Source organism: Vibrio sp. QJM3NY_39 (assembly GCF_057785895.1).
The window spans coordinates 3,258,967-3,284,527 of record NZ_CM173505.1 but is presented as its reverse complement, the minus strand read 5'-3'; the positions used below and the strand labels follow the sequence as shown (position 1 = coordinate 3,284,527).

General features: G+C 43.7%; 23 protein-coding genes and 1 riboswitch. Of the genes, 18 read left to right on the top strand and 5 right to left on the bottom strand.

Features of this window, described 5'->3' with window-relative positions:
• Positions 1-43: 43 nt before the first annotated feature.
• Positions 44-1,411, bottom strand: coding sequence for a lysine-sensitive aspartokinase 3 (gene lysC / locus AC3CHU_RS14520; RefSeq protein WP_171314850.1), 1,368 nt, complete (start codon positions 1,409-1,411; stop codon positions 44-46).
• Between the two features lie 109 nt (positions 1,412-1,520).
• Positions 1,521-1,698: riboswitch (Lysine riboswitch) on the bottom strand.
• A 176-nt stretch (positions 1,699-1,874) separates the two neighbouring features.
• On the opposite strand from lysC, the gene AC3CHU_RS14515 reads away from it, so the two are divergent.
• On the top strand, positions 1,875-3,014 hold the full coding sequence (locus AC3CHU_RS14515; protein WP_171308604.1) for a pyridoxal-phosphate-dependent aminotransferase family protein: 1,140 nt from the start codon (positions 1,875-1,877) through the stop codon (positions 3,012-3,014).
• 104 nt (positions 3,015-3,118) lie between these two features.
• On the opposite strand, the gene AC3CHU_RS14510 is transcribed toward AC3CHU_RS14515, so the two are convergent.
• The 4 genes from AC3CHU_RS14510 to AC3CHU_RS14495 form a co-directional block, all read right to left on the bottom strand.
• Entirely contained in the window at positions 3,119-4,882 is a 1,764-nt protein-coding gene (locus AC3CHU_RS14510; protein WP_171314852.1) for a PglL family O-oligosaccharyltransferase, read from the bottom strand.
• A gap of 96 nt (positions 4,883-4,978) precedes the next feature.
• Complete coding sequence (gene uvrA / locus AC3CHU_RS14505) at positions 4,979-7,810, bottom strand: excinuclease ABC subunit UvrA (protein WP_488524805.1); 2,832 nt, start codon at positions 7,808-7,810, stop codon at positions 4,979-4,981.
• A gap of 182 nt (positions 7,811-7,992) precedes the next feature.
• Entirely contained in the window at positions 7,993-8,862 is an 870-nt protein-coding gene (gene galU, locus AC3CHU_RS14500; RefSeq protein WP_488524804.1) for a UTP--glucose-1-phosphate uridylyltransferase GalU, read from the bottom strand.
• 157 nt (positions 8,863-9,019) lie between these two features.
• Positions 9,020-9,667 carry a LuxR C-terminal-related transcriptional regulator gene (locus AC3CHU_RS14495; protein ID WP_017073009.1) on the bottom strand — a complete coding sequence of 216 codons (648 nt, stop codon included), beginning with the start codon at positions 9,665-9,667 and terminating at the stop codon, positions 9,020-9,022.
• Between the two features lie 278 nt (positions 9,668-9,945).
• Here AC3CHU_RS14495 and AC3CHU_RS14490 point away from each other — a divergent pair, with 278 nt between their 5' ends.
• From AC3CHU_RS14490 to AC3CHU_RS14410, 17 genes are all read left to right on the top strand, one after another.
• Positions 9,946-10,512, top strand: coding sequence for a single-stranded DNA-binding protein (locus AC3CHU_RS14490; RefSeq protein WP_017078845.1), 567 nt, complete (start codon positions 9,946-9,948; stop codon positions 10,510-10,512).
• 161 nt (positions 10,513-10,673) lie between these two features.
• On the top strand, positions 10,674-12,689 hold the full coding sequence (gene csrD / locus AC3CHU_RS14485) for an RNase E specificity factor CsrD (protein ID WP_488524803.1): 2,016 nt from the start codon (positions 10,674-10,676) through the stop codon (positions 12,687-12,689).
• A gap of 2 nt (positions 12,690-12,691) precedes the next feature.
• Positions 12,692-14,134 (top strand): MSHA biogenesis protein MshI, encoded by a 1,443-nt coding sequence (locus AC3CHU_RS14480; RefSeq protein ID WP_488524802.1) that lies wholly within the window; start codon positions 12,692-12,694, stop codon positions 14,132-14,134.
• A complete protein-coding gene (locus AC3CHU_RS14475; protein WP_488524801.1) occupies positions 14,134-14,781 on the top strand; it encodes an MSHA biogenesis protein MshJ in 648 nt (215 codons plus the stop codon). Before AC3CHU_RS14480 ends, AC3CHU_RS14475 begins: the two co-directional genes overlap by 1 nt.
• Complete coding sequence (locus tag AC3CHU_RS14470) at positions 14,774-15,106, top strand: hypothetical protein (RefSeq protein ID WP_004735948.1); 333 nt, start codon at positions 14,774-14,776, stop codon at positions 15,104-15,106. The genes AC3CHU_RS14475 and AC3CHU_RS14470 overlap by 8 nt, the downstream gene beginning before the upstream one ends.
• A gap of 15 nt (positions 15,107-15,121) precedes the next feature.
• Positions 15,122-16,789: a pilus (MSHA type) biogenesis protein MshL gene (gene mshL / locus AC3CHU_RS14465; protein ID WP_065207161.1), complete on the top strand. Its 1,668-nt coding sequence runs from the start codon at positions 15,122-15,124 to the stop codon at positions 16,787-16,789.
• 52 nt (positions 16,790-16,841) lie between these two features.
• Entirely contained in the window at positions 16,842-17,681 is an 840-nt protein-coding gene (locus AC3CHU_RS14460; protein WP_017078839.1) for an ExeA family protein, read from the top strand.
• A gap of 2 nt (positions 17,682-17,683) precedes the next feature.
• The gene (locus tag AC3CHU_RS14455) at positions 17,684-18,835 is read left to right on the top strand and encodes a tetratricopeptide repeat protein (protein ID WP_488524800.1); all 1,152 of its coding nucleotides are present in this window, start codon (positions 17,684-17,686) and stop codon (positions 18,833-18,835) included.
• Positions 18,825-20,549 carry an MSHA fimbrial ATPase MshE gene (gene mshE, locus AC3CHU_RS14450; protein WP_488524799.1) on the top strand — a complete coding sequence of 575 codons (1,725 nt, stop codon included), beginning with the start codon at positions 18,825-18,827 and terminating at the stop codon, positions 20,547-20,549. The genes AC3CHU_RS14455 and mshE overlap by 11 nt, the downstream gene beginning before the upstream one ends.
• Before the next feature lie 12 nt (positions 20,550-20,561).
• Positions 20,562-21,785 (top strand): type II secretion system F family protein, encoded by a 1,224-nt coding sequence (locus AC3CHU_RS14445; RefSeq protein ID WP_488524798.1) that lies wholly within the window; start codon positions 20,562-20,564, stop codon positions 21,783-21,785.
• Positions 21,786-21,788: 3 nt separating this feature from the next.
• Complete coding sequence (locus AC3CHU_RS14440; RefSeq protein WP_102495632.1) at positions 21,789-22,244, top strand: MSHA biogenesis protein MshF; 456 nt, start codon at positions 21,789-21,791, stop codon at positions 22,242-22,244.
• 79 nt (positions 22,245-22,323) lie between these two features.
• Positions 22,324-22,899, top strand: coding sequence for a prepilin-type N-terminal cleavage/methylation domain-containing protein (locus AC3CHU_RS14435; protein WP_488524797.1), 576 nt, complete (start codon positions 22,324-22,326; stop codon positions 22,897-22,899).
• A 35-nt stretch (positions 22,900-22,934) separates the two neighbouring features.
• Entirely contained in the window at positions 22,935-23,399 is a 465-nt protein-coding gene (locus AC3CHU_RS14430) for a type II secretion system protein (RefSeq protein WP_488524796.1), read from the top strand.
• Between the two features lie 146 nt (positions 23,400-23,545).
• Positions 23,546-24,043, top strand: coding sequence for a prepilin-type N-terminal cleavage/methylation domain-containing protein (locus AC3CHU_RS14425; protein WP_488524795.1), 498 nt, complete (start codon positions 23,546-23,548; stop codon positions 24,041-24,043).
• Positions 24,040-24,402, top strand: coding sequence for a type IV pilus modification PilV family protein (locus AC3CHU_RS14420; RefSeq protein ID WP_054547871.1), 363 nt, complete (start codon positions 24,040-24,042; stop codon positions 24,400-24,402). The genes AC3CHU_RS14425 and AC3CHU_RS14420 overlap by 4 nt, the downstream gene beginning before the upstream one ends.
• Complete coding sequence (locus AC3CHU_RS14415; RefSeq protein ID WP_488524794.1) at positions 24,402-25,124, top strand: PilW family protein; 723 nt, start codon at positions 24,402-24,404, stop codon at positions 25,122-25,124. The genes AC3CHU_RS14420 and AC3CHU_RS14415 overlap by 1 nt, the downstream gene beginning before the upstream one ends.
• Entirely contained in the window at positions 25,114-25,557 is a 444-nt protein-coding gene (locus tag AC3CHU_RS14410; protein WP_488524793.1) for an MSHA biogenesis protein MshP, read from the top strand. Before AC3CHU_RS14415 ends, AC3CHU_RS14410 begins: the two co-directional genes overlap by 11 nt.
• Positions 25,558-25,561 lie beyond the last annotated feature (4 nt).

Here is a 25,561-nt window from a genome sequence, read left to right as displayed (position 1 = left end):
TATCTGTCGTTTGGTGATTTTAACTAATCGAGCAACCGTCGTTTTATTCAAACAGCTCTTGATGCAGTTTTTGAATCGCTAACTTGGAGACAGATTCATCAAGCAAGAAGCACAGGTTGTGTGGGCTCGCTCCGTAACAAATCATACGTAGGTTGAAGTCTTCAAGCGTGCCGAATACTTGCTTCGCATAGCCTTTGCTTTCACTCATGTTGTTGCCAATAAGAGCAACAAGGCATAGGTCGTGTTCAATATCCACAGAACACAGCTCTTCAAGCTCAATTCGAGCGGCTTCTGGTAACTGAGGAGCACCACCTGATGTATCTGTTTGATCGAGAGTGAGTGAGACACTGATCTCTGAGGTAGTGATAAGATCGACAGAGATCTTATGCTTAGCCAGGATCTCGAACACTTTTGCGAGGAAGCCATAAGCATGGAACATATTGGCGCTGCGTAGCGTAACCATGGTTTGGTTGCAGCGTAGGGCAAGCGCTCTGAACAGAGGGGAGCTTTCAACTTGCTGACGAATCCATGTGCCACCGAGCTCTGGTGCTTTTGATGAGCCGACAAATACCGGGATTTGATGGCGTAGTGCCGGGACTAGAGTCGAAGGGTGTAATATCTTCGCGCCAAAGTTTGCCATTTCCGATGCTTCGCTGAAGCTGATCTCTGGGATAGGAGATGCTTTCGATGCGATACGTGGATCCGTGGTGTAGATGCCCGGAACATCAGTCCAGATTTCTAAACCAATCGCTTGTACAGATTCTGCAATCAGTGCCGCTGAGTAATCACTACCACCACGACCTAACGTTGTGGTGTTACCTTCGCTATCGGCGCCGATAAAGCCTTGGGTAACGACAACTTGCTGTTGGCATAGTGGAATCAATTTCTGTTGAGCTAAGGCTGTAATATCTTTTAACAGTGGTTCAGCTTTGCCGAAGTCATCATTGGTGCGCATCACTTCTCTGATGTCAAAACGGACAGCGGGTGTGCCACGCTCGCGAATGATTTGAGCGAGGATATGCGTCGACATCAATTCGCCACATGCCACTAGGTGGTCAGTCAGCTTTGTGCTTACTTGGAACGACGCTGCTTCGGCCGCACTCGCAATGTCATCGAGAATGCAGTGCACATCTTTTTCAATGCTAATTGGGTCAGCTAGCTGATCAAGAATCGCGTTATGAATGTCAGTCAATTGCGTCAATAATTCCTGACGACGAGTTTTGTCTTGGACACCATTCGCTAGCTCAACCAGCAAGTTGGTGACGCCTGAGCACGCGCTGCTCACAACCAGTTTAGTATTTGAGTTATTTTCAATAATGGCAGCACAACGGCTCATTGCTTCAAAGTTGGCAACACTTGTTCCACCAAACTTAGCGACATTAAAAGAACCAGCTACATTAGATGCACTCACGATATATCTCCCACGACTTCCTAAAATAAAATTACGGTTGGGTAATCCAACGTCCGATGTTTTTCGAAGAGAGTATTTAGAGCAAAAAGAGAGGAATTATTAGAATAGTAACCTCAGAAGCTCTTCACCATATAGAAATGGCGACAGTTGCCGGGATTCAGCCCGCTCAACCGATAATAAAGGTCCTGCATCCTTTTATTATCTCGGCACTGCTCCCCCTTGATGCTTTGTATTGGAAATGCGGTTCCACAAAACATCTGCCTGGGCAGTGCTCCTCTTCTGCTAGATAGCCATTTCATTGAACGTGTTTGCGGTAACAATGTCAATCCGTAACTGGAGATATTTAAAAAATAATTTTAACAATTATGTGACACTGGTGTGACCTCAATACTTTTAGCTAATTGATGACGGTATCGATTTGCTTTAGGGTGGATTGTTCACAACATTAACGTAAGGGATGTACATGTCTAATTTAACACTCACTACTGCTATCGAGAGCTTTTATCCGCCACACCGAACGTTAATGGGGCCGGGGCCTTCAGACATTTCTCCTCAAGTATTACAGGCCTTGAGCCGTCCAACTATTGGTCACCTCGACCCGTTATTTATTGCGATGATGGATGAACTGAAACAACTTCTTAAGTATGCATTCCAAACTGAAAATGAATTTACGATTGCTGTTTCTGCGCCAGGCAGTGCAGGTATGGAAACCTGTTTTGTTAACTTGATTGAGCCCGGTGAGAAGGTAATTGTTTGTCGCAATGGCGTTTTTGGTGAACGTATGCGAGAGAATGTTGTGCGCTGTGGTGGTGAAGCGATCCTTGTAGATGATGAGTGGGGCAAGCCCGTTTCCGTTGAAAAGGTCGAAAAGGCATTGGCAGAAAACCCTGATGCAGTTGCTGTCGCATTTGTGCATGCAGAGACGTCTACTGGCGCGTTATCGGATGCTCAAGCGATTTCAGCAGTGGCTCGTCAGTTTGATGCATTGTCGATTGTTGATGCGGTGACATCACTAGGTGGTGTGTCATTGTTGGTTGATGAATGGCAGCTCGATGCGGTGTATTCAGGTAGTCAAAAGTGTCTATCTTGCGTTCCTGGACTGTCTCCTGTCACTTTCTCTCAACGTGCGGTTGAGAAGATGAAGGCGCGTCAAGCTCCCGTACAAAGCTGGTTTTTGGATCAAAGTTTAGTATTAGGTTACTGGAGTGGAGAAGGTAAGCGTAGCTACCACCATACTGCACCTGTGAATAGCCTGTATGCTTTGCATGAGTCGTTGGTTTTATTGAAAAATGAAGGCCTGGATAATGCTTGGTCACGTCACCATGCGATGCACCAAGAGCTTAAAGAAGGCGTAGAAGCACTAGGATTAAAGTTTGTGGTTGATGAAGAGAGTCGTCTTCCGCAGCTCAATGCGCTTTATTTCCCTGAAGGAATCGATGAAGCCAAAATCAGAACACAACTTCTAGAAGAATATAACCTTGAAATTGGCGCGGGACTTGGTTCTTTGGCTGGCAAGGCTTGGCGTATTGGTTTAATGGGTTATGGCGCTCGAAAAGAGAATGTCGCTTTGTGCTTAAAAGCGTTGCAAGACGTTTTAAAATAGCGGCAATAAACTCAAGTTCAAAAGAAAAGCGCACGAGAGATCGTGCGCTTTTTTGTGTCTAGACTAAACGTCAATATGGTGAATTAACTCTAGATTCCTTGGCGTCATTTAGCAGAAGAAATATTATTTTCAGCTTCCGATATTTTCTTATATTGAACCTTGGAAAAGTCTCTATTTGGGAACAAGAAGCTCGCTTCACTACGAATTTGTTCTGCTTTACTGTGATCGCCCAATCCTTGATACGCAAGAATCAGGTTACTGTAGAAAGCAGGCCTTGGCTTACGTTTTATGATCTCTAACGACCAATCTATATAAGGTTGGATCAAGCTAGGATCAGCTTTGTAGAGGCCGATATTTAGATAGGTGCTGTATACGTCCCAATCATAGCGATCTTTCCAGACTACAGGGTTCGTTACCTGCTTAAGAATATCCGGGTTTCTGGGTTTAGAAAGTTCAAATTGAGTTAGGACATAATTGGTATGCAGCGCGCTCAACATATAGAAACTCACCAAGATCGGAACCACCAAGCTAGACACTCTAAACAGGGTTTTACTGACGATACTAAACGGCTGTTGATAGTGACGAGAAGCTCGTTGATCGACCCAGTAAATCAAGATGATGAGTGTTATCCAGTGAATCGCTGAGTGGTAAAAAGGGTACTCGAGCTGAGAATGTAAGAGTATCGGTATAAATAGTGCGAGCAGTGCTAGACGTGTTCCCTTCGCTGAGCTTGCTATACGTGACATGACTAAGAACGCAGCAAGCAAGATCCCGATGATTGGTACTATTCCGCCCTCAACCCCCCAAAACAAGAACTCATTGTGTGGGTGATCCATTGAAGGAAGGCCGGGATGATAATTTGGGTTGAGTTGATGCTGGCGAGCTGTGTATAGCGTGTACTCGGATTCGAATTTCCCGTAGCCATACCCTGTAAATGGCTTTTCGATCATCATATCGAGTGCTTGTGGAAAGGTATAAGCTCGCGGGCTTTCTAAGTTAGCCCTTTTACTGGCGAGGCTATCCGTTGTACTGAGACTGATTACCGAAAAAGCGACCACGATACCGACTAGCACTGATGCGCACCATCCGTAGAAGCGTTTCTTGGTCGTGAATTTGTATAGATAAGGCAGAATGCAGACAAACCCAATGACGGCAGCCAACCATCCGGTACGTGATGCGATGATGATCAGCAAAGGTACGGTTAAGGTCGGGGTTAGGTATAGTAAGAACGACTCGCTAATTTTGTGATTATATTTAGCGGGCTGTCTCGCTAAAAGATACGCTGAAAGCACAAAACCAGTAGCTAAAAAGCTAGCCATAACATTCGGTTGTTGGAATATCCCATAAGGTCGATTAGCCGCAGTGTTGTAACCAAATAGATTGCCGGGTTCCAGTAAGAAATATTGCACGTAACCAAAGAGTGCTTGTATAACCACAGCAAGCACAATGAACCACAACATGCGTTGCTTGTGTTTATTGCTGAACTTAAATTGCTGAAGTACGACGAATAAAGCGAAGCCCGCCCACAATCCCAGTAGTCGACCAGATGCGGCTTGAGGAAAGGCGTTACTGTAGAGCGTGGGTAGCGTAAGTATCACGCAACTGATCAGCAAACCAACGGTTAACTTGGAATATTTGAGTACTCGGTTAGTCGCGAGTTGGTAGAAGCCAATTGCTAACGTAAAGCTAAGAGCTAACCAAGTGGTTGGGTTAAACGATAACGCAAGGCCTGAGCCTCCAGGATTCGGCATGAAAAAATGCATGGCTAACAAGAATACAACAGCTAAAGAAGCCAGAAATGCTTTATTGAGTGGTAGCTGAGTTACCTGATTTTCTAGTTGGGTACCGCTAGTGTGTATTGTTGCCATAAATCCCTAACCTTATAAAAACAGAGCTTGTTCCTTTTGAAACAAGCTCTGTTACTTTAACATTTTTCTGTCTGCTCGCAGGGCGCTATTTTACACCTACTTCAAATTTAACATAGGCTTAAGGAAGCGAGCAGTGTGTGAACCTTCGACTAACGCCACATCTTCAGGTGTACCTTCTGCAACAATCTCACCGCCCCCTTGGCCACCTTCAGGACCAAGGTCTAAGATCCAGTCTGCTGTTTTGACGACATCGAGGTTGTGCTCAATCACGACAACCGTATTACCGTGATCACGCAGCCTATGTAATACCGTCAATAGCTGCTGGATATCGTGGAAATGAAGACCTGTTGTTGGTTCATCAAGAATGTATAAGGTTTTTCCCGTGTCTCGTTTAGACAATTCACGCGCTAATTTAACACGCTGCGCTTCACCACCAGATAAGGTTGTCGCTGCTTGTCCGAGGCGAATGTAAGAAAGGCCAACATCCATCAATGTTTGCAGCTTACGAGCGATAACAGGAACAGGGTTGAAGTATTCTCGAGCATCTTCCACTGTCATCTCTAGAACTTCGTCAATGGTTTTGCCTTTGTAGCGAACTTCTAAAGTTTCACGGTTATAACGCTTACCTTTACACACATCACACGGCACATACACATCTGGCAAGAAGTGCATCTCTACTTTGATGACACCGTCTCCCTGACACGCTTCACAGCGACCACCACGAACGTTAAAACTGAATCGACCTGGCTTGTAGCCACGAGATCGTGATTCTTGGGTACCGGCAAATAACTCACGAATTGGCGTGAAAATACCAGTGTAGGTTGCAGGGTTTGATCTAGGGGTGCGACCGATAGGGCTTTGATCAATATCGATCACTTTGTCGAAATGCTCTAAGCCTTTTATCTTTTTGTGCTGCGCCGGAACTGCGGTTGTAGCACCGTTTAATTGAGTGTGGGCAACTTTAAAGAAGGTGTCATTGATTAGTGTAGATTTACCTGACCCCGATACCCCCGTAATACAGCTGAACAAGCCTACAGGGATCGTCGCAGTGACATTCTTTAGGTTGTTCCCCGTTGCGCCAACGATCTCGACGACCTTTTTCTTGTCGATAGGCGTTCTTTGTTTTGGTATCGCAATTTCTTTGGCGCCGCTCAGGTATTGCCCGGTTAAAGAATTCGGGGTTTCGATGATGTCTTGCATGGTGCCTTCTGCGACCACGTGTCCACCATGCACACCCGCACCTGGGCCGATATCGATAACATGGTCAGCACAACGGATTGCGTCTTCATCATGTTCAACAACAAGCACGGTATTTCCTAAGTCTCTGAGGTGAACCAAAGTTTGCAGTAGACGTTCATTATCACGCTGGTGGAGGCCAATTGATGGTTCATCGAGTACATACATAACACCCACTAAACCAGCACCAATTTGACTTGCGAGACGAATCCGTTGCGCTTCACCACCAGACAGTGTTTCAGCACTGCGTGATAAATTAAGGTAATTCAAACCAACGTTCACCAAGAAATGCAGACGGTCATTGATCTCTTTCATTACTTTATCAGCGATCTGACCACGCTGACCGCTAAGCGATAAGTTTTGGAAAAACTCGAGTGCATCAGCAATGCTGAGCTCAACGATTTCTGGCAGTGTGGTATCGCCAATGAAGACATTTCGAGCTTCTAATCTTAAACGCGTGCCATCACAGCTAGAACACGACTTTGTTGATATGTACTTGGCAAGATCTTCACGCACCGCGCTAGATTCAGTATCGCGGTAACGGCGTTCCAGCGTATTTAAAATACCTTCAAATGGGTGACGTTTGACTCGAATATCACCTCGGTCATTGATGTACTTGAATTCCACTTCAGTACGCCCTGAGCCTTTAAGAATGATCTCTTGAGTCTTTTTAGGCAGAGAGTTGAATGGTACATACAGATCAAAGCCATAATGGTCTGATAGCGATGTTAGCATCTGAAGATAGTAATAGTTCTTCTGATCCCAGCCTTTTATCGCACCTTCTGCAATGCTTAGGTTTTCATCTAAAATCACTCGACTTGGATCAAAATATTGTTGAACACCAAGTCCATCACAAGTACCACATGCACCAGCAGGGTTGTTAAATGAGAATAGGCGCGGCTCAAGTTCTTGCATGCTGTAGCCACACTTTGGACATGCAAAGTTAGCTGAGAACACGATCTCTTCTTGTTCTTTATCATCCATCCAACCGACAACAGCAATGCCGCCAGAGAGCTCTAATGTGGTTTCAAACGATTCAGCCAGGCGTTGTTGAAGATCAGGGCGAACCTTAAATCGATCAACGACCACCTCGATGGTGTGCTTCTTATGTAACTCAAGTGTTGGTGGATCGGATAGGTCACAAGTTTCTCCGTCAATTCGAGCGCGGATAAAACCTTGAGCGGCTAAATTTTCAAGTGTTTTGACATGCTCACCTTTACGTTCTTTGACGATAGGCGCCATTAGCATCATCTTTGAACCTTCAGGGAGTTCCAACACTTTATCGACCATTTGGCTGATGGTTTGCGCAGCCAGAGGGGTATTGTGATCTGGACAGCGTGGTTCACCTACTCGCGCATAGAGCAACCTTAAGTAGTCATAGACTTCCGTAATGGTCCCCACGGTTGAACGAGGGTTGTGAGAGGTCGACTTCTGTTCTATTGAGATAGCGGGAGATAAACCTTCGATGTGGTCGACATCAGGCTTTTCCATAAGAGATAGAAATTGGCGAGCATAAGCAGACAAAGACTCGACATAGCGACGCTGCCCTTCTGCGTAGAGAGTATCAAACGCAAGTGACGATTTTCCTGACCCGGATAATCCCGTGATAACAGTGAGTTTGTCACGAGGTATGGTTAGGTTAATGTCTTTGAGGTTATGCGTACGAGCGCCTCTGATTTCTATTTTATCCATCTCAACAGACCATGTAATTTTAAGTGGATAAAGTATTACATAGAGTGAGATTTGTGCAAAGTTTTACTGGATAAAAAAACAGTAAACAAAAAAGGGTGACTCTTTTGAGTCACCCTTTAAATAATTTATTACGCAGCTAACTAACCGTTAATTATAATTAGTTAATAAGCCAAAACCAGTGATTAAGCTTTTGTTGTTGAGTGCTTACCTAGCTCGATTTGTTGCTGGTCTTTTTTGTATAGGTTTTCAAAGCAGTAGTTTGTTGCCTCGATATAACCTTCTACACTGCCGCAGTCAAAACGTTGGCCTTTAAATTTGTACGCTAATACACAGCCTGATTTTGCTTGTTTTAACAATGCATCAGTAATCTGGATCTCGCCGCCTTTACCTGGCTCTGTTTGCTCGATAAGTTCAAAGATGTCTGGAGTCAGAATGTAACGGCCAATGATCGCGAGATTACTTGGTGCAGTGCCTGGCTCTGGCTTCTCAACCATGTCGTCAACACGGAAAAGATCATCTTTAATCATTTCACCAGAGATAACACCATATTTGTGCGTCTCGTCTTCTGGTACTTCTTGTACTGCAACAATCGAACAACGGAACTGTTTGTATAGCGCAACCATTTGAGCCAGAACGCCCTGCTGCTCATTTACACAAAGGTCATCGGCAAGTACAACTGCGAATGGTTCATCACCCACAAGTTCGCGACCCGTTAAGATAGCGTGGCCAAGGCCTTTCATTTCACGTTGACGAATGTAAGTGAAGTTTGCTGCTTCAATCGTCTCACGGATATTGATCAGCAGGTCTTCTTTATTTGTACCGCTGATCTGATGTTCGAGTTCGTAGTTTTTATCGAAGTGATCCATCAGAGAATGCTTACCACGACCAGTCACAATGCACATGCCGTCCATACCGGCTTCGATCGCTTCTTCAACGCCGTATTCAATTAGAGGCTTGTTTACAACAGGCATCATTTCTTTAGGCATTGACTTAGTAGCAGGTAAGAAGCGTGTACCGTAGCCAGCTGCCGGGAAAAGGCACTTTTTGATCATGATAAGACCCTTTATCTATAATAATTATTGATTCAACCTGAATGGCTGATATTTCTGAGGGCAACTCTAGCATAAGTTATGTCGAAAATTCAGCAACAATACGTATGGTTTACTAGAGTTTCCCTCAAAATTATCATCAGTTTAAGAGGCTGATCAATTATGCAAGTAAGTTCTGATTAGCCCAGGCGATGGCTTGGACTCTATTTTTAACCGCTAACTTACGGAATATCTGATAAAGGTGAGACTTGACGGTGAATTCGCTAATAAACAAATCATCGGCTATTTGAGTGTTTGATGAGCCAGATTGAAGGCAGCGAATCACCTGGATCTCCCTAATGGTTAAATCGACATTGGTGGGTGTCGTGTTGGTGTTGACCATATTGCGGTAATAAAAAAGAAGTTGGTTCGTTACCTTTCTGGGTAACCAGTTGTCACCATTAATGACCTCTTTAAGCCCTTTTGCTATTTTAACTTTTTGTTCAGAATCATAAAACAACCCTTTTAAGACACCATAGGTAAGTAGCTCTGAGGTAGTAAGTTGCTGGGGGACGTTGAACAATATGATCTCATGATTTTTCCACATGACGGGTAAATTAGGGAACACCATGACTAACTTTGGTACCTCTTTGTAATCGATGAGCAAGATACGGTTGCTCTGTTTTCTATCGAAAAGCATCAAGTCGTCCGCTGTCATCTTGTAGAGTGGAATAAATAAGTGCTTTTCTATCTCTTTTACATGTAGATAGGTGTCGCTTGGGTCGATGCACAGAAAGTGTAAAGTGCGAGCGTATCGAGATTTTCTCATTGAAACTCCTTGTTCAATTTGGGTTAGATTTAACGTTGTCATGCATGCTTCGGCTTCTCTAGTGCCTTAATGGTGACTTGCGTTGAATATCAATTCCCAAAGTAAATGAGTGGTTTGTAAGTGGAGAAAAAAGCAACATCGCTCTGAATATCATGATTTGTTACGTTTTTATTCTTTGTATTAGAGCGAGAATAGGAATGCGATTTATCACTGTAGAAAAGCATGCTATTCTTGTGCGCTAAAATTTTCTGAGACTATGAATTTAGACGGAGCAAATCATGGCTAGCCGTGGAGTTAACAAAGTTATATTAGTGGGTAACCTAGGTAATGACCCTGAAATTCGTTACATGCCCAATGGCGGTGCAGTAGCGAACATTACCATTGCAACGTCAGAGTCATGGCGTGACAAAGCAACTGGCGAACAGCGTGAAAAAACAGAATGGCACCGTGTTGCTCTGTTTGGCAAGCTGGCGGAAGTTGCTGGTGAATACCTACGTAAAGGTTCTCAAGTTTACATTGAAGGTCAACTTCAGACACGTAAATGGCAAGATCAAAGCGGTCAAGATCGCTACACAACTGAAGTGGTTGTTCAAGGCTTCAATGGTGTAATGCAAATGCTTGGCGGCCGTGCTCAAGGTGGTGCTCCTGCTCAAGGTGGTATGGGTAACAACCAACAGCAAGGTAGTTGGGGTCAGCCACAACAGCCACAACAGCAGCAACAAGCACAGCAACAATACAGTGCTCCAGCTCAACAGCAGCCGAAAGCACCTCAACAAGCTCCTCAGCAGGCTCAACCTCAATATAATGAGCCGCCAATGGATTTTGATGATGACATCCCATTTTAAGCCCTGTTTTTAATATATTATAAAGACAGTATTAAATTGGAAAAAGCCGCGTTTATCGCGGCTTTTTGTTACCTAGAATTCTTAACGCTTTATTTACAACGTCAATTTATAGTATAAGTAGCAATACGGTATAATGTGAGTTGAAAAGGATTTCGTTATTCATGAGATATACCCCGACACTAAAATTGAGCACTCGATTGGTCGCATTTGTCACTGTGATCGTGATCAGTGCGATGTTCATTCTTTTTATTGGTGGCACACTTTCCTTTAAGCGTATCGGACAAGAATATTTAGATCATTATTTGGTTGGTATTGTCGACGTTGTAGATAAAGAGATGGAAGATCCTGACGCCGCGTATTCGATGCAGCGTTGGATGCCGAAGATGTTGCAGGCGAGCAATATTGTTGAGATGAAACTCTCGAACCAGACTGGCATCGTTTATCGCTTCAAAGATACCTCCCCACAAATTGATCCCAATCGTCTTTATGAAAGAAGCTTCATTCTAGAGCGCAATGAAGGTTATCGAATCGAGTTTAAAGCATTGCCTCCTTATATTGGTTATAGCTACTCAATGGAAGCAATGTGGTCAATTACTTTGGCGGTTGCATTGATCCTTTTCTGTCTGGCTCGTGGTGTTCGTTGGTTGAAGGAACAGTTGATGGGTTCTGAGATCTTGGAAGAGCGAGGAAGAATGATCCTCGCAGGGCAAGTTGAGGCTCATGCAAAGGGAGATGAACTTGAATGGCCATACACGGCAAGTGAAGCCTTGGATGTCTTGATCGAAGAGCTGCAAGATGCTCGTCAAGAAAGAAGCCGCTTCGATACCTTTATCCGTACCCATACCTTCCTAGACAAACTCACAGGCACGGCAAACCGAGTCTTATTCGATAACAAGCTTGAATCGGCTTTGCATGAAAGCGGTGCTCGAGGTGGTGTGTTATTGATACGTATCGACGAATGGGAGCAAGTCCGTGATGCTAATGACAAGCAAATCACTGACGGCTTTATTATCGAAGTTGGCGAAGTATTGTCGAATATTGTTCAACGCTATCCTGATGTTATTTTTTCTCGTTATTACGATGCTGATTTTGCCGTATTTATTCCGCATCAAGGGGCTAAAGATATTGCTACCTTGGCGGCTCAGTGTTTAAGGCAGTTAGACAAGATAACCCCGCCGGAACCTTTAGATTCTGATAATTGGTGCCATATTGGCGTAACCATGTATACCGAAGGTGAGCGTCACAGTCAGATCATGGATGAAACGGAAACGGCATTAAAGAGTGCCCAGCTGGAGCGTATTAATAACTGGAGCCGTTACCCTAAGCAGAATACAAATGAGTTGGATAGAGGCAGTGTTCGTTGGAGAACATTATTGGATAAAGCGCTGCTTCCTGAAAATTTAGTAATCTTTGCTCAGCGATGTTATCTTATGCCGGAATCTGGTCAAGTCAATGAATTACATAGAGAAATATTCACTAGAATTCAGGATCCTGATAAAGGTTTATTGAAATCGTCTCGATTTATGCCTGCGGTAGAGCAAGTGGGTTATCAAGCTCAAATGGACCAATCGGTTCTAAAGGTTTTGTTGAAATCGCTGAAAGAGTCAACTCAGCCTCTCAACTATTCGGTGAATCTGAATGTGACTCCATTTGCGAATAAACAGCATTTTAAGTGGTTTAGAAGTGAGCTATTACAGCTCTCTGCTCAGCATCGCTCTCAGCTTGCGTTTGAGTTTCCTGAAGGGCACTTGATTGCCCACCTTGATTATATGAGACCGGTGGCAAAGATGCTGCGAGGTTTAGGGTGTAAAGTGGTGGTTGGCCAAGCTGGACGAACCATTGTTAGCACTCACTATATAAAGGACTTGAAGGTCAATTACATTAAGCTTCATCGAAGCTTAATAAAGAAAATCGATCAAAGGCATGAGAATCAACTGTTTGTCCGAAGCTTAATTGGGGCATGCGGTGACTCTCCAACTCAAGTTATTGCTGTTGGAGTCGAGACAAAACAAGAAAAGAACACCTTGATAGAGTTAGGCATTAACGGCTATCAAGGGAGATATATCGACGAAGAACAACAAATTATCCCTTTGCCTAATCAAGCTGAAAAGGTCGCGAAAGCGGAATCTGTTGTGAAAGTTGGACGAAGAAATCGATGGCGTAAGAGTAGTAGTTAACAATGAATTTTAAAGCGATTTTAGACAAGATAAAGCCAACTAATAATAAAGGCAGCTCTCAAGTTGTCATGTTAGGCAACGATGCCATTTATATTTCATCGACAGAACAGGAACCTCAAGTAACTAGCATTCCCGTGGTTAATGGGGACTGGGAGAGTGCGCTAAAAAAATCGCTTAGCAGTGAGGCGTTTACTAGTAATAGCCTCCAGCTGATTGTCTGTGCTAACTACTACCAAACCTACCAAATTGATAAACCGGATATTCCAGAGAGTGAATGGTCGGTTGCCCTGCCTTTTTTACTCAAAGATCTTGTATCTGAAAGAGTGACCGAAATTATTGCAAGTGCGGTCGCGTTGCCGACGTCGAATAAGCTGCAAGTGTATGTTCTGCCTAAAAAGCTGTTAGATAAGCTTTTGAATATTGCTAATTCGGTTCAGGTTGAATTAATAGGTGTTGCTCCTGAAGATGAAATCTGGGGCTACAGTGCGGGTGAACTGTCTAACTTTATTCTTCTTCAACGTAGTCAGAACGCACACTTTAAATTAGGTGCTTTTGTTGAGCATACGGTTTGTTTCCAAAGAACGATTCGCAGTGTGGTTCCACCTTTAACGGGTGTTGCATCAAGCGCTCTGCAGTTAGATGGCCTTGCTCTAGAACTCCAACGCTCGATTGATTACCTTTCTTCTCAAATTAAAGGTACTCAACTTCATCAGTTGAAAATCTGCTGTGATGAGGAAGATGAGTCTGAGTTACAAGGCGCGTTAAATAATACATTGAGTTCGACCGTTTCTCTGCTCGTTGAAGGTGAGCGTGATAATTCAGAGAGTTTGTTGGTTAAACTTGCGGCTGAAAAAGAGGCTTTTAATGTCAATCTTTACCCTGAACATCTCAAGCCTAAGAAAGAATATTTTACGCTGACGAATGTTGTTGCGAGCTGGGGGCTCGTTTGTGTGCTGCTACTTGGTGGTTACTTTGTAATGCAGTATCAAGCTTCTAATCTAGATAAAACCCTAACAGCTTTGCAATATGACTCGAACCAGCTTAACAAGCAAGTTAACCAATTGAATAGTAAGTTAACTCAGCATAAACCGTCTCCAGAGAAAGTGGCGGCAGTTGCGCGTCTCAAACGTGAGACTCAGGCTAAAAAAGAGGCTTTGAAGGCGGTAGGACAATACGACGAATCACAACAAGTCGGGTATTCTGGCGTCATGAATTCCTTAGCTAAATTAGGCCGAAATGACATCTCTCTTTCGCACATCTACATGACTCACGATACTTTAGATCTTAGTGGCTTTGCTCGTAACGCAAATGTGGTTCCTAACTGGATTGGTCAGTTTAAAAGTGAGCTTAATTTAGTTGGACGTGCTTTTGAAAAACTAAAAATTGGGCGCAATGATCAGGATGTGGTGACGTTTGAGCTAAGTACTCGCAGGGAGAGTAAATAATGCAGCAGTGGAACCAGCTCAGCGATAAGTTTCTTGCATTAAGTCAGAGAGAAAAATGGCTACTTTTCGTGTGTGGTTTTGTTGGCCTATCTATGTTGTTGTTCACCTTGTTGGTTGAGCCAGCGTATCTCGATTTACAGGCTAAAAATGCTAAGACGATGAATCTGACTCAGGCAAACCAGAGACAGCAAGGTGAGTTGCTCGTTCTTCAAGCTAAGTTAAACAAAGATCCAGACAAAGACATTAATCGAGAGTACAAAAAACTGCTGGTGGAGAGCCAAGATCTGTCACTTCAGCTTTCCCAGATTGTCGATGGACTGATCACGCCTTCTCAAATGTCTCTACTATTGGAGAGTGTTCTTAATGCCGGAAATGGACTTAAGCTCGAATCGCTAGAGTCGTTAAAACCAGAAGCAATTTCGAATAATCAAGAGACCAGTGAATATTCCGGCTATTTTCTTCACCCTGTAAGAATGGAATTAACGGGCAGTTACTTTGATATTTCCGCTTATCTTCAAGCGCTTGAGTCTCTTCCTGTCAGTTATTACTGGCGCACATTTCAGTACTCGGTCGAAGAATACCCTAAAGCTCGACTGGTGTTTGAGGTTTACACACTAGGTACTAGACAGGAGTTTATCGGTGGTTAGAACTCTTTTGTTGTCATTACTTTTTAGTAGCCAAATGGCTTGGGCCGAACAGGATCCTACGGCGCCATTAGGCTGGTTGACGCCACAACAAAAAACAACGTCAGCTAAAAAGGCGCCAACTCGTTATCGCTTACCTTCTCTAGAAAGCATTGTGTGCAAAGGCGATACACCTTGCTATGCCATTATGAATGGTCAGATTCTCGGTCAAGGAGAAACGATCAGAGGGTACCGAGTTAAAAACATAGATCCAGAATACGTCACTCTGCAGAGAAGCTCTAAGCAGTGGAAATTAGAGATGTTCTCTTTAGATGTTAAGAATAATTAAGGTTAGAGTGAAGACATGCGTAAACTTGTAGTAGCAATCCTAGTGTCATCTTTAGTCGGCTGTTCGATGGGACATAGAGATCCCGTTGAGATTAAAGAGTCTTTAAACGAATCAATTAATGAAGCGAATAGCAAAGCGCTTCGTGATCTTCCTTCGTCGGTACAAGATGACCTGATGCCTCAGCTTAATTCGGATGCCATGTCTCCGGGTATGGAAACCGTTAAGCGTTTTCGTATTCAAGCTAAAGGTGTTGAAGCGAGAACCTTTTTTGCTAGCTTGGTAAAAGGCACTGAATACAGCGCGGCTATTCACCCAAGCGTTGCCGGGAAGCTGACTTTAAACCTGACAGATGTGACGTTAGACGAAGTGTTGGCTGTTGCTCAGGATATGTATGGCTACGATATAGAAAAACGCGGCAAAGTTATTCAGATTTACCCTGCTGGTCTACGCACAGTGACGATCCCAGTTGATTACTTACAAGTGAAGCGTTCAGGTCGCTCATTGACGACCATCACCACCGGAACTATCACAACTTCTGATTCGAATTCATCGAGCTCTTCAAGCTCGAACTCAAACTCGTCAAATTCATCCAACTCTTCTAACTCATCGAATTCGACCTCGAACGGTGGTACTGAGATTGAAACGACCTCTGAAAGTGATTTCTGGCCACAGCTTGAAGCGGCTGTTGCTCACCTCATTGGTTCTGGTGATGGGCAAAGTGTAGTGGTAACGCCGCAAGCCAGTGTGATTACGGTTCGTGCTTACCCTGACGAAATTCGTGAGGTTCGAGAGTTCTTAGGTATTTCTCAGAAGCGTTTGCAGCGCCAAGTTATCTTGGAAGCCAAAATCATGGAAGTGACCTTAAGTGATGGCTATCAACAAGGCATCAACTGGACCAAGATGTTCTCGTCGAATGGTACTAACTATACGATAGGTATGGGCTCTATTGTTAAAGATGCCGCTGGTGCGATTATCCCAAGTACATTGCCAGGCATGGACCCAATCGGCGCTGCTTTAGGTGGTCAATCTAACCTTGTTGTCTCTGGTGGTAGCTTTGAGGCGGTATTGAGTTTCATGGGTACACAGGGTGACTTGAACGTCCTATCTAGCCCAAGGGTTACTGCTGCGAATAACCAAAAAGCAGTGATAAAAGTGGGTACCGACGAATACTACGTAACTGACTTATCAAGTGCAGTTGGTAGTGGTGATAACGCGAATGTGGCCCCTGAGGTTGAGTTAACCCCATTCTTCTCTGGTATTTCTCTGGATGTGACCCCTCAGATCGATGATAAAGGCAGTGTGTTTTTGCATGTTCATCCTGCCGTTATTGAGGTTGCAGAAGAGGTGAAAGAGCTTAACCTTGGGTCAACTACAGGTATTGTTTCACTTCCATTGGCAAAAAGCTCTATTCGTGAATCTGACTCAGTGATTCGTGCGCAAGATGGTGATGTTGTGGTGATTGGTGGATTAATGAAATCAAACACCAGTGATATCACGTCGAAAGTACCATTCCTTGGCGATATCCCAGCACTCGGTCATTTGTTCCGTAATACCAGTCAGTTGACGCAAAAAACTGAGTTAGTGATCTTACTAAAACCAACGATTGTTGGCGTGAATACTTGGCAAACTGAGTTAGAACGCTCTAGAGATCTGCTGCAGCAGTGGTTCCCTGATGAAGAGTAATCGCTTATTTTCTCAATGTAGATTGGCAGCATCTAACTAAGCTAGGTCACTTATGTATCAAGCTCACTTTGGTTTTGAACAACTGCCATTTACTTTAACGCCGAATACCGATTTATTTTATGGTTTAGCGCCTCATTTCGAAGCGATTCAAACGGTGATCTCGGCGTTAGAAATGGGCGAGGGCGTGATTAAGGTCACCGGAGAGGTTGGTACTGGAAAAACCATGGTTTGTCGGATGTTGGTCAATCACCTAAATGATTGTACTGCTCTTATTTACCTGCCAAATCCTGTGCTCTCTGGTGCTGATTTACGCCAAGCTGTTGCTAAAGAGCTGGGTTTGACTATCGATAATGAAGCAACCTTAGTTGATAACATTCAGCATAAGCTCATTGAGTTACACAACTCAGGTTTAAGAGTGGTAGCGATTCTTGATGAGGCTCAAGCTCTATCGGATGAAGCTCTCGAAACATTAAGGTTGTTCGGTAACCTTGAAACTGAAGATAAAAAACTGCTGCAAATTGTTTTATTAGGGCAGCCTGAGTTGGATGCTCGATTAGAGGCTTATCACCTTAGGCAGTTTCGTCAAAGAATTACGTTTAGTTCAACACTGAGGCCGCTGACTCTCGATGAAACGGTGGCGTATATTGATAATCGGATTGCTAAATCTGGTGGTAATCCTGAATTGTTCAGTTTGAATCAAAAAAAGGCGATTTGTCGCTCATCGTTAGGTATTCCAAGATTGATAAATCAACTATGCCATAAGGCTCTTTTGCTCTCGTTCAGTGAAGATAAGAAAAGTATCGACAACCAGCACCTGTTTTCAGCCATGCATGAAACTTACGATGTATGTAAGCCTAAATTTAAAACGCCAATACTGTGGGGTTGGAATTAATTATGAGCGTCATAAATAACGCCTTGTCTGAATTGGCAAAGAAAAAGTCAGCGACGTCGATTGAAGCGGCAGTGGTGCCTAAAGTGAAAACACGCTCCCCATTGGTTTGGTTAGTGACAGGTTTCACTTTGAGCTTAGCGATGGGCGGTTGGGCAATATCACAAGGCCCAGCCGTTGAACATTCAATCTCAACTCGAGATGCTCAAGTCCAGGTCTCTGTCGTAGAGAGTTCTGGAGAAATGCAGGATGTTGTCACTCAAACACTCTCATCGCCAACCAAGAAATTAGTGACGCTAGATTTAACGCCCCATTCAGCAGAAAACACAGTAGCGGCCAATAACGTTCAAGCTAAGCCAACGACAAGGTCGAGTACTTCTAAAACGACAACCCCTAACGTTACGCCTAAACCGTTAAGCACGGCTAAAGCGACTAATACTGACATTCCAAAGCCGATTTACGTTGCTAGCGTGGCAAAAAAAGATCCGGATCCTATCTCTAATGAGAAAGAATCTTCTGACAGTTCAGAAAATAGCGCAATGTTGATTGAGCAGGTAGAGCTAACGCCTGAGCAATTATCAGTGAATGCACAAGGGCGAGCTCAGAAAGCACTTGATGCGAATGATCTTACTGGTGCTTTGAAAGGTTACACCGAAGCCTTGCGTTATACGCCACGAAATGAAGAGGTTCGTCAGAAACTCGCGATTCTCTATTTTGGCAAGGGTGACACTCGCAAAGCCTACGAGCTGTTTCAATCTGGTATCAAACTTAATATCAACAGCGAAAAGCTACGGTTGGGTTTATCTAAACTGCTGGTTAAAGCTAACCAAGCAGAAGCAGCTTTAAGCCCGTTAATCCACATGCCACCAAATCCTACTCAAGATTATTTGGCAATGCGTGCTGCATTGAGTCAAAAATCTCAGCAAGAAGACATCGCGCTCGAGAGTTACCAAAAGTTAGTCGAGGTTGATTCAGATAATGCTCGCTGGTGGCTTGGCCTTGCGATTCAACAAGAGCGTCAACTTGATTTTTCTGCTGCAAAAGAGTCATACCAAGGTGCCTTAACCAGAGTTGGAATCTCATCTCAATCGCAAAACTTTGTGCGTGACCGCTTAAACATAATCAAAGCTTTAGAGGAGAGTGGCGATGCAAATTAGATTAAGAAAAAGGCTAGGTGATTTGCTCGTCGAAGAGGGAATCATCACTGAGGCCCAAGTTGAACAAGCTCTTGCTGCTCAAAAAAGTACCGGTCGTAAGCTGGGTGATGCGCTGATTGAACTTGGTTTCTTATCAGAACAACAGATGTTGAGTTTCTTGTCCCAGCAACTCGCTATTCCTCTCATTGATTTAAGTCGAGCGGTTGTTGATGTTGAAGCGGTGCAGCTTTTACCTGAAGTACATGCTCGTCGCCTTCGTGCATTGGTTATTGGGCGCCAAGGCGATACGTTACGTGTCGCAATGAGTGATCCTGCGGATCTGTTTGCTCAGGAATCATTACTTGGCCAACTGGGTGACTACGCGCTTGAGTTCGTTGTCGCTCAAGAAAGACAATTAGTGGATGGCTTTGATCGCTATTACCGCCGAACCAAAGAAATTGCGTCTTTCGCCGAGCAGCTTCATGCCGAACACCAAGTCAATGACGCCTTTGATTTTGATATTGCTGGTGAAGACAGTGACGAAGTGACGGTCGTTAAGCTGATCAACTCGTTATTTGAAGATGCAATCCAAGTCGGTGCATCTGATATTCATATTGAGCCCGATTCAAACGTCTTGCGTATTCGTCAGCGTATTGATGGCGTGCTGCATGAAACACTGCTGAATGAAGTCAATATTGCCTCTGCACTCGTACTGCGCTTGAAGTTAATGGCAAACCTCGATATCTCAGAGAAGCGTCTTCCTCAAGATGGTCGTTTTAACATTCGAGCCAAAGGCCAGTCTGTTGATATTCGTATGTCGACCATGCCAGTTCAGCATGGTGAGTCTGTGGTGATGCGTTTGCTTAACCAATCAGCAGGCTTACGTAAGCTAGAAGCATCGGGTATTCCCAATGATCTTCTTGTTCGTCTTCGTCAACAGTTACGCCGTCCACATGGCATGATCTTGGTCACTGGCCCGACGGGTTCAGGTAAAACAACCACCCTCTATGGTGCGCTAAGCGAATTAAACGAGCCGGGCAAAAAGATCATTACCGCGGAAGATCCGGTGGAATACCGCCTTCCTCGAGTGAACCAAGTTCAGGTAAACCCTAAGATCAATCTCGATTTCTCTACTATCCTCAGAACTTTCCTTCGTCAGGATCCTGATATCATCCTTATTGGTGAGATGCGTGACCACGAAACCGTTGAGATTGGTTTGAGAGCCGCACTGACGGGCCACTTAGTCTTAAGTACGCTGCATACCAACGATGCCGTAGACAGTGCACTGCGTATGATGGACATGGGTGCTCCCGGTTATCTTGTGGCAAGTGCCGTGAGAGCGGTGGTGGCACAGCGATTAGTTCGTAAAGTGTGTACTGATTGCAAGGTTGAGGATGAATTGGATGAACCTCGTAAGCAGTGGTTGAGCGTACGTTTCCCTAATCAAGTGGCTGTGCCATTCATGAAAGGTCGTGGTTGCCAGAACTGTAACCTAACCGGTTATCGCGGGCGTATTGGTGTATTTGAAATGTTGGAGCTAGAGCAAGACATGATGGATGCCCTCAGAGCGAATGACGCGGTTGGCTTTGCTCAAACGGCAAGGCGGTCTAAAAACTACAAACCGTTGTTGGCTTCTGCGATGGAGCTAGCTTTGCAAGGTGTCGTGAGCCTCGATGAGATCATGCACCTTGGTGAAGGCGATGCTTCCGGTGCCACTGACCCAATTTATCTGTAGGGGTAGAGTGATATGCCAACGTATCGTTATGTAGGTCGCAGTTCTGATGGCAGCCAGGTTACGGGTCAGTTAGAGGCGAATAACGAAGATCTTGCCGCAGAAAGTTTGATGAGTAAGGGAATTATTCCCACCTCAATCAAGCTCGGTAAAAGTGGTGGTTCAGTCTTGGATATGGATGTATCTAGCCTGTTTTCACCCAATGTTCCGCTTGAAGTCTTGGTTCTGTTTTGTCGACAGTTATACAGCCTAACCAAGGCAGGCGTACCACTATTAAGGTCGATGAAAGGCCTGACTCAAAACTGTGAAAATAAGCAGCTGAAAGCAGCGCTAGAAGAAGTGGTTGCAGAGCTAACCAATGGCCGTGGATTAGCAGCATCGATGCAGATGCATCCCAAGGTATTTAGCCCGTTGTTTGTCTCTATGATTGGGGTTGGTGAAAATACCGGTCGTTTAGACCAAGCTTTGCTGCAATTGGCTGGATACTATGAACAAGAAGTAGAGACTCGCAAACGAATCAAGACTGCGATGCGTTATCCAACCTTTGTGATCAGCTTTATTTTGGTCGCGATGTTCATTCTCAATATTAAGGTTATTCCACAGTTCTCTAGTATGTTTGCGCGCTTTGGTGTCGACCTGCCGCTCCCAACTCGTATCTTAATTGGCATGTCGGAGTTCTTTGTTAATTACTGGGGCTTAATGCTCGCGGTTATCTTTGGTCTTATTTTTGCTTTCAAAGCATGGGTTAAGACAGACAAAGGATTGGAGACGTGGGACAGGTTACGCTTAAAAATACCCGTGATTGGTGGGGTAGTGAATCGAGCGCTACTTTCGCGTTTTTCGCGCACATTCGCCTTGATGCTAAAAGCCGGTGTACCACTGAACCAATCGCTGTCGTTGTCTGCGGAAGCGTTGGATAACCGATTCCTTGAGTTGAGAGTACAAGCTATGAAAGCCGCAATAGAAGCCGGTAGTACGGTTTCTTCAACAGCGATCAATAGCGAAATTTTCACCCCACTGGTGATACAAATGATTTCGGTGGGTGAAGAAACCGGCCGTATTGATGAGCTGCTACTTGAGGTATCCGATTTTTATGATCGAGAAGTCGATTATGACTTAAAGACCTTAACCGCAAGGATCGAACCTATTTTATTGGTGGTTGTGGCTGGTATGGTGCTGATCTTAGCTCTGGGTATTTTCCTACCTATGTGGGGAATGCTGGATGCAATCAAAGGCTAGGGAATGCTAAATAACCTACAACGCTCACGTTTTGTTATTTGGAGTGTCGTTATTCTTTTTCTTATTGTGGGGGTGCTCTCTGCCTTTAAAACGGTAGAAGAAGAAGCGACTAATACGGCATTGATCGTCGCGAGCAAGCGAATTTTAGAGCAAGCGAATTTGTTCAAGCAACAGTATTTGTTATCGGGTGCTGAGCAAGACAATGACTCGGAACATCCTAAAAATTATAGCCGAACAGGCTGGATAATGCCGATTCAAGGAGATGAGCGAGACTGTCATTATTGGCTTGAAGAATTATACCCTCAAGAAAGCATTTTAGGGCTCAGTTCACCGAGTGTTGAAGATAAAAGTGATAACATACAGTTTCACTGTCGTTATCATTATAGTGATAAGTATCAGATAGATATATTACTCAAGAAAGAAAGATTTAGTGTAAAAGCCAATATTTTGGCTTTGTGAAAATATTGACAGTTTTTGTATGGTTTTATACGTGCGTGAATGTATAATGCGCGTTAATAATTAGATGAGTAGGTAGAAAATGCTTAAGAATCAAAAGGGTTTCTCCCTTGTCGAATTAGTGATAGTGATAGTGGTCGTTGGTTTATTGGCGGTAGCAGCTTTACCCCGCTTCCTCGACGTGACAGATGAGGCTAAAAAATCAAGCATTGAAGGTGTCGCTGGTGGTTTTGCAACCGCCGTTTTGTCGGCAAGAGCACAGTGGGAAGCTGAAGCTAGACCATCTGAGAAGATTGGTGTTGAAACATACAATACTGTAAATTATGATGGTGTTGATTTTTGGTTAACAAGATCAAAGAACAGTAACAATGTCGATACCGATTTTAGAGATGGCTATCCATGGGCTCTGAACAATAGTTCTGGCACCGCGCCACAAGACATTTCAGATAAAACCTGTTCTGAATTGATGGAAAACTTGCTGCAAAATCCACCTAAAGTCGGTGCGATTTCGGAAGTCGATAGTGGCTCAAATTACAAATATTCAGCGCAAGCGAATTCAGGTGATGCAACGTGTACTTACGTTCAATTAGAAGGTAGTACCGAGCACGAATTTGTTTACGAAATTAAAACTGGTCGTGTGACCGTAACTTTGCAGTAAGTCTGCGTAAAATTAAACATAGAGAGAGCTTAACTATGAAAAGACAAGGCGGTTTCACCCTAATCGAACTAGTGGTTGTAATTGTTATTCTGGGTATTCTTGCTGTAACTGCGGCACCACGTTTCCTAAACCTACAAGATGATGCTCGTTCTGCTTCAATTCAAGGTTTAAAAGGTGCGATAGCTGGCGCTGCGGGTATCACTTACGGTAAGGCTGCAATTGATGGACAAGATGGAGTTTCTGGAGCAATCAGTGTAGGAACTAGCACATTGAATTTAGTCAATGGTTACCCTGAGGCGACCTCAACTGCTTTAAACTTAGTTGTTGAAGGCTTAGATGAGTGGGAACTTAAGGGCACTCCAACTGCTACCACAATTCGTTACGGTATTACGGGCTACGCGACAGAGTGTGTTCAATATGTGGAAGCTACAGATTCAGAAAATGGCGCTAATATTACAGTCTTTACACCTGCTGCGAATGGCACAGAGTGTAATGACTAACTTCTAATTCTAGTTTAAGGCCAGCATTTGCTGGCCTTTTTTATTTAGAAGTAAATTATTAAAGCTCTAATATTCATCGCAAATATGTTCAATGTTTTTATTCTATCTTGTAATCTAGAGTTAAGATTGACTTACTTAGGGTCTATATGGATATAAAGCCAAACAAAGGTTTCACTTTAGTTGAATTGATTGTGGTGATTCTTTTACTTGCTATTATTTCAGCGACAGCTTTTAGTCGGCTTGGTGGGCGACAGAGCTATGAGTTGTATGCTCTGCAAGAACAGGTTTCTTCTGTTGTTCGGCAAGTTCAGTTAAATAGAATGCAATCTAACATGGACATGTCTGTGTCAGGTGCTGAAAGCTTACGTTTAGTGGCTGCGAACAATTGCATCGGCTCGCAATCTGCTTGTGACAACTTATCTGAAACAAGAAGTGATGTTATCGCTAGTGATGATTATAGTTTCTCATCTGTACCTTCCTCTAATTACTCTTCGCCAATCGAATTCAGCCTTTTAGGTAATCCTGAAAATACCGCTTCATCTGGTGTTCAAATTACGATTTCATCCAATAATAGTTCAGACAGAGCTTGGGTTTGTATCAATTCTCAAGGTTTTGTTTATCCAAGTAATCAGGCATGCCCATGAAGTACGTAAATAGTGGCTTTACGCTTATCGAGTCGATTATTGTTATTGTACTACTTGGTTTTGCAATGCTCGCATTTTCTACTTTTCTCGCACCACAATCCGCGCTTTCAGGGCAAGTGAATTATTCCAACCGAGCTTCGGCATTAGGTCAAAGTATTATGACCGATCTGTTAGCTCGTGATTACGGGTCAGTAAGCTCTGGAACACCTATAGAGCTTGGCAGTACTTACACTAATTTTGATGTGGCGTTGATAGTTACCAACGATACACCGACCACGTCGATGCAGAAATTTACGCTAACAATTACCGCGAGCAATAATCCCCCTATCACTTTAGTCGCCTTTAAAGGGGAGTATTAATGAAGGATAAAGGGTTTACTCTAATAGAGATGATTTTGGCTATAGTCGTATCAAGTATTGTGTTGCTTGGTGTTGCGAATTTTACAGAGCTTGGTATGAGGGGCTACTTTGGTTCCGTAGAGCGTTTTCGACTACAAACGGAAGCTAGGTTTGTATTGGAAAAGCTTTCTCGTGAAGTGAGGCATGCTGTACCTAATTTGTTTCCAGCTTCAGTGAGTAGTGGTTGTGTATCATTCTATCCAATTGTTGATTCAGGTTTTTATGCCATTTCTGGAGCTGATATTAATTTCTTGGTTAGTGATACCGGAGCAACGAGTAGCTCATTACAATCCATGTCATTAGTAATAAACCCGACGCGTCCTCACACTGATATCAACGAATTAAACAATATATACCCTCTTAACAATGTTACTCCTCCTAGTGTATCTGCCGCCTATTTTTCTATTCCAAATGGTGCTAACACTCTTATCAGTGAATCTGTAGGCAAAAGGCACTACATTTTTGACTCGAATAACCTTGTGGAATATTGCCTTGCGAATAGTAATTTACTAACTCGTAATGGTGTCACAATAAGCGATCGAGTTATGAATGAGAATAGTACCCTGAGTTATCAGCCTGCGGATGTTCAGAGTAATGGTGTTGTTGAGTTGATTCTCGAGTTTGCAGAAAATAATGAGTCCACAGTGTTTGAGCAAGAGATACAGGTGATAAATGTCCCGTAAATCAACCCAAAAAGGCAGTGCGCTAATCATGGTCATCTTTGTTATCGTAGTGCTTGGTTTCTTAGCAACAAGTTTGAGTCGAACTAGTTGGTCTGATAATGACTCAAACACCCGAGTGGTGCTAGGCACGCAAGCTTGGTTACTCAGCCATTCTGTTAATGAGTATGTGATGACGCAATTCTATCCCGATCCTGACCCACAATCTTCATCTGCTATTTCAACTGTGTGCACTGACCCTATACCGAGTGCTGTGGCAAATGTTGCTGATTCAATAGTTTCTGAGTCATCGATGAATTGTTCGCTGAGTTCATTGCAATGTACAAGCCGGGGGCAGCTCGATGGTTTTGTTTTTTATGTTTTAGAGTCCTCTGTTGTTTGTGGTTCTGGAGTGAGTGAAGTTCAACGTAATCAAGAGCTTTGGGTTAAGGAGTAAACTC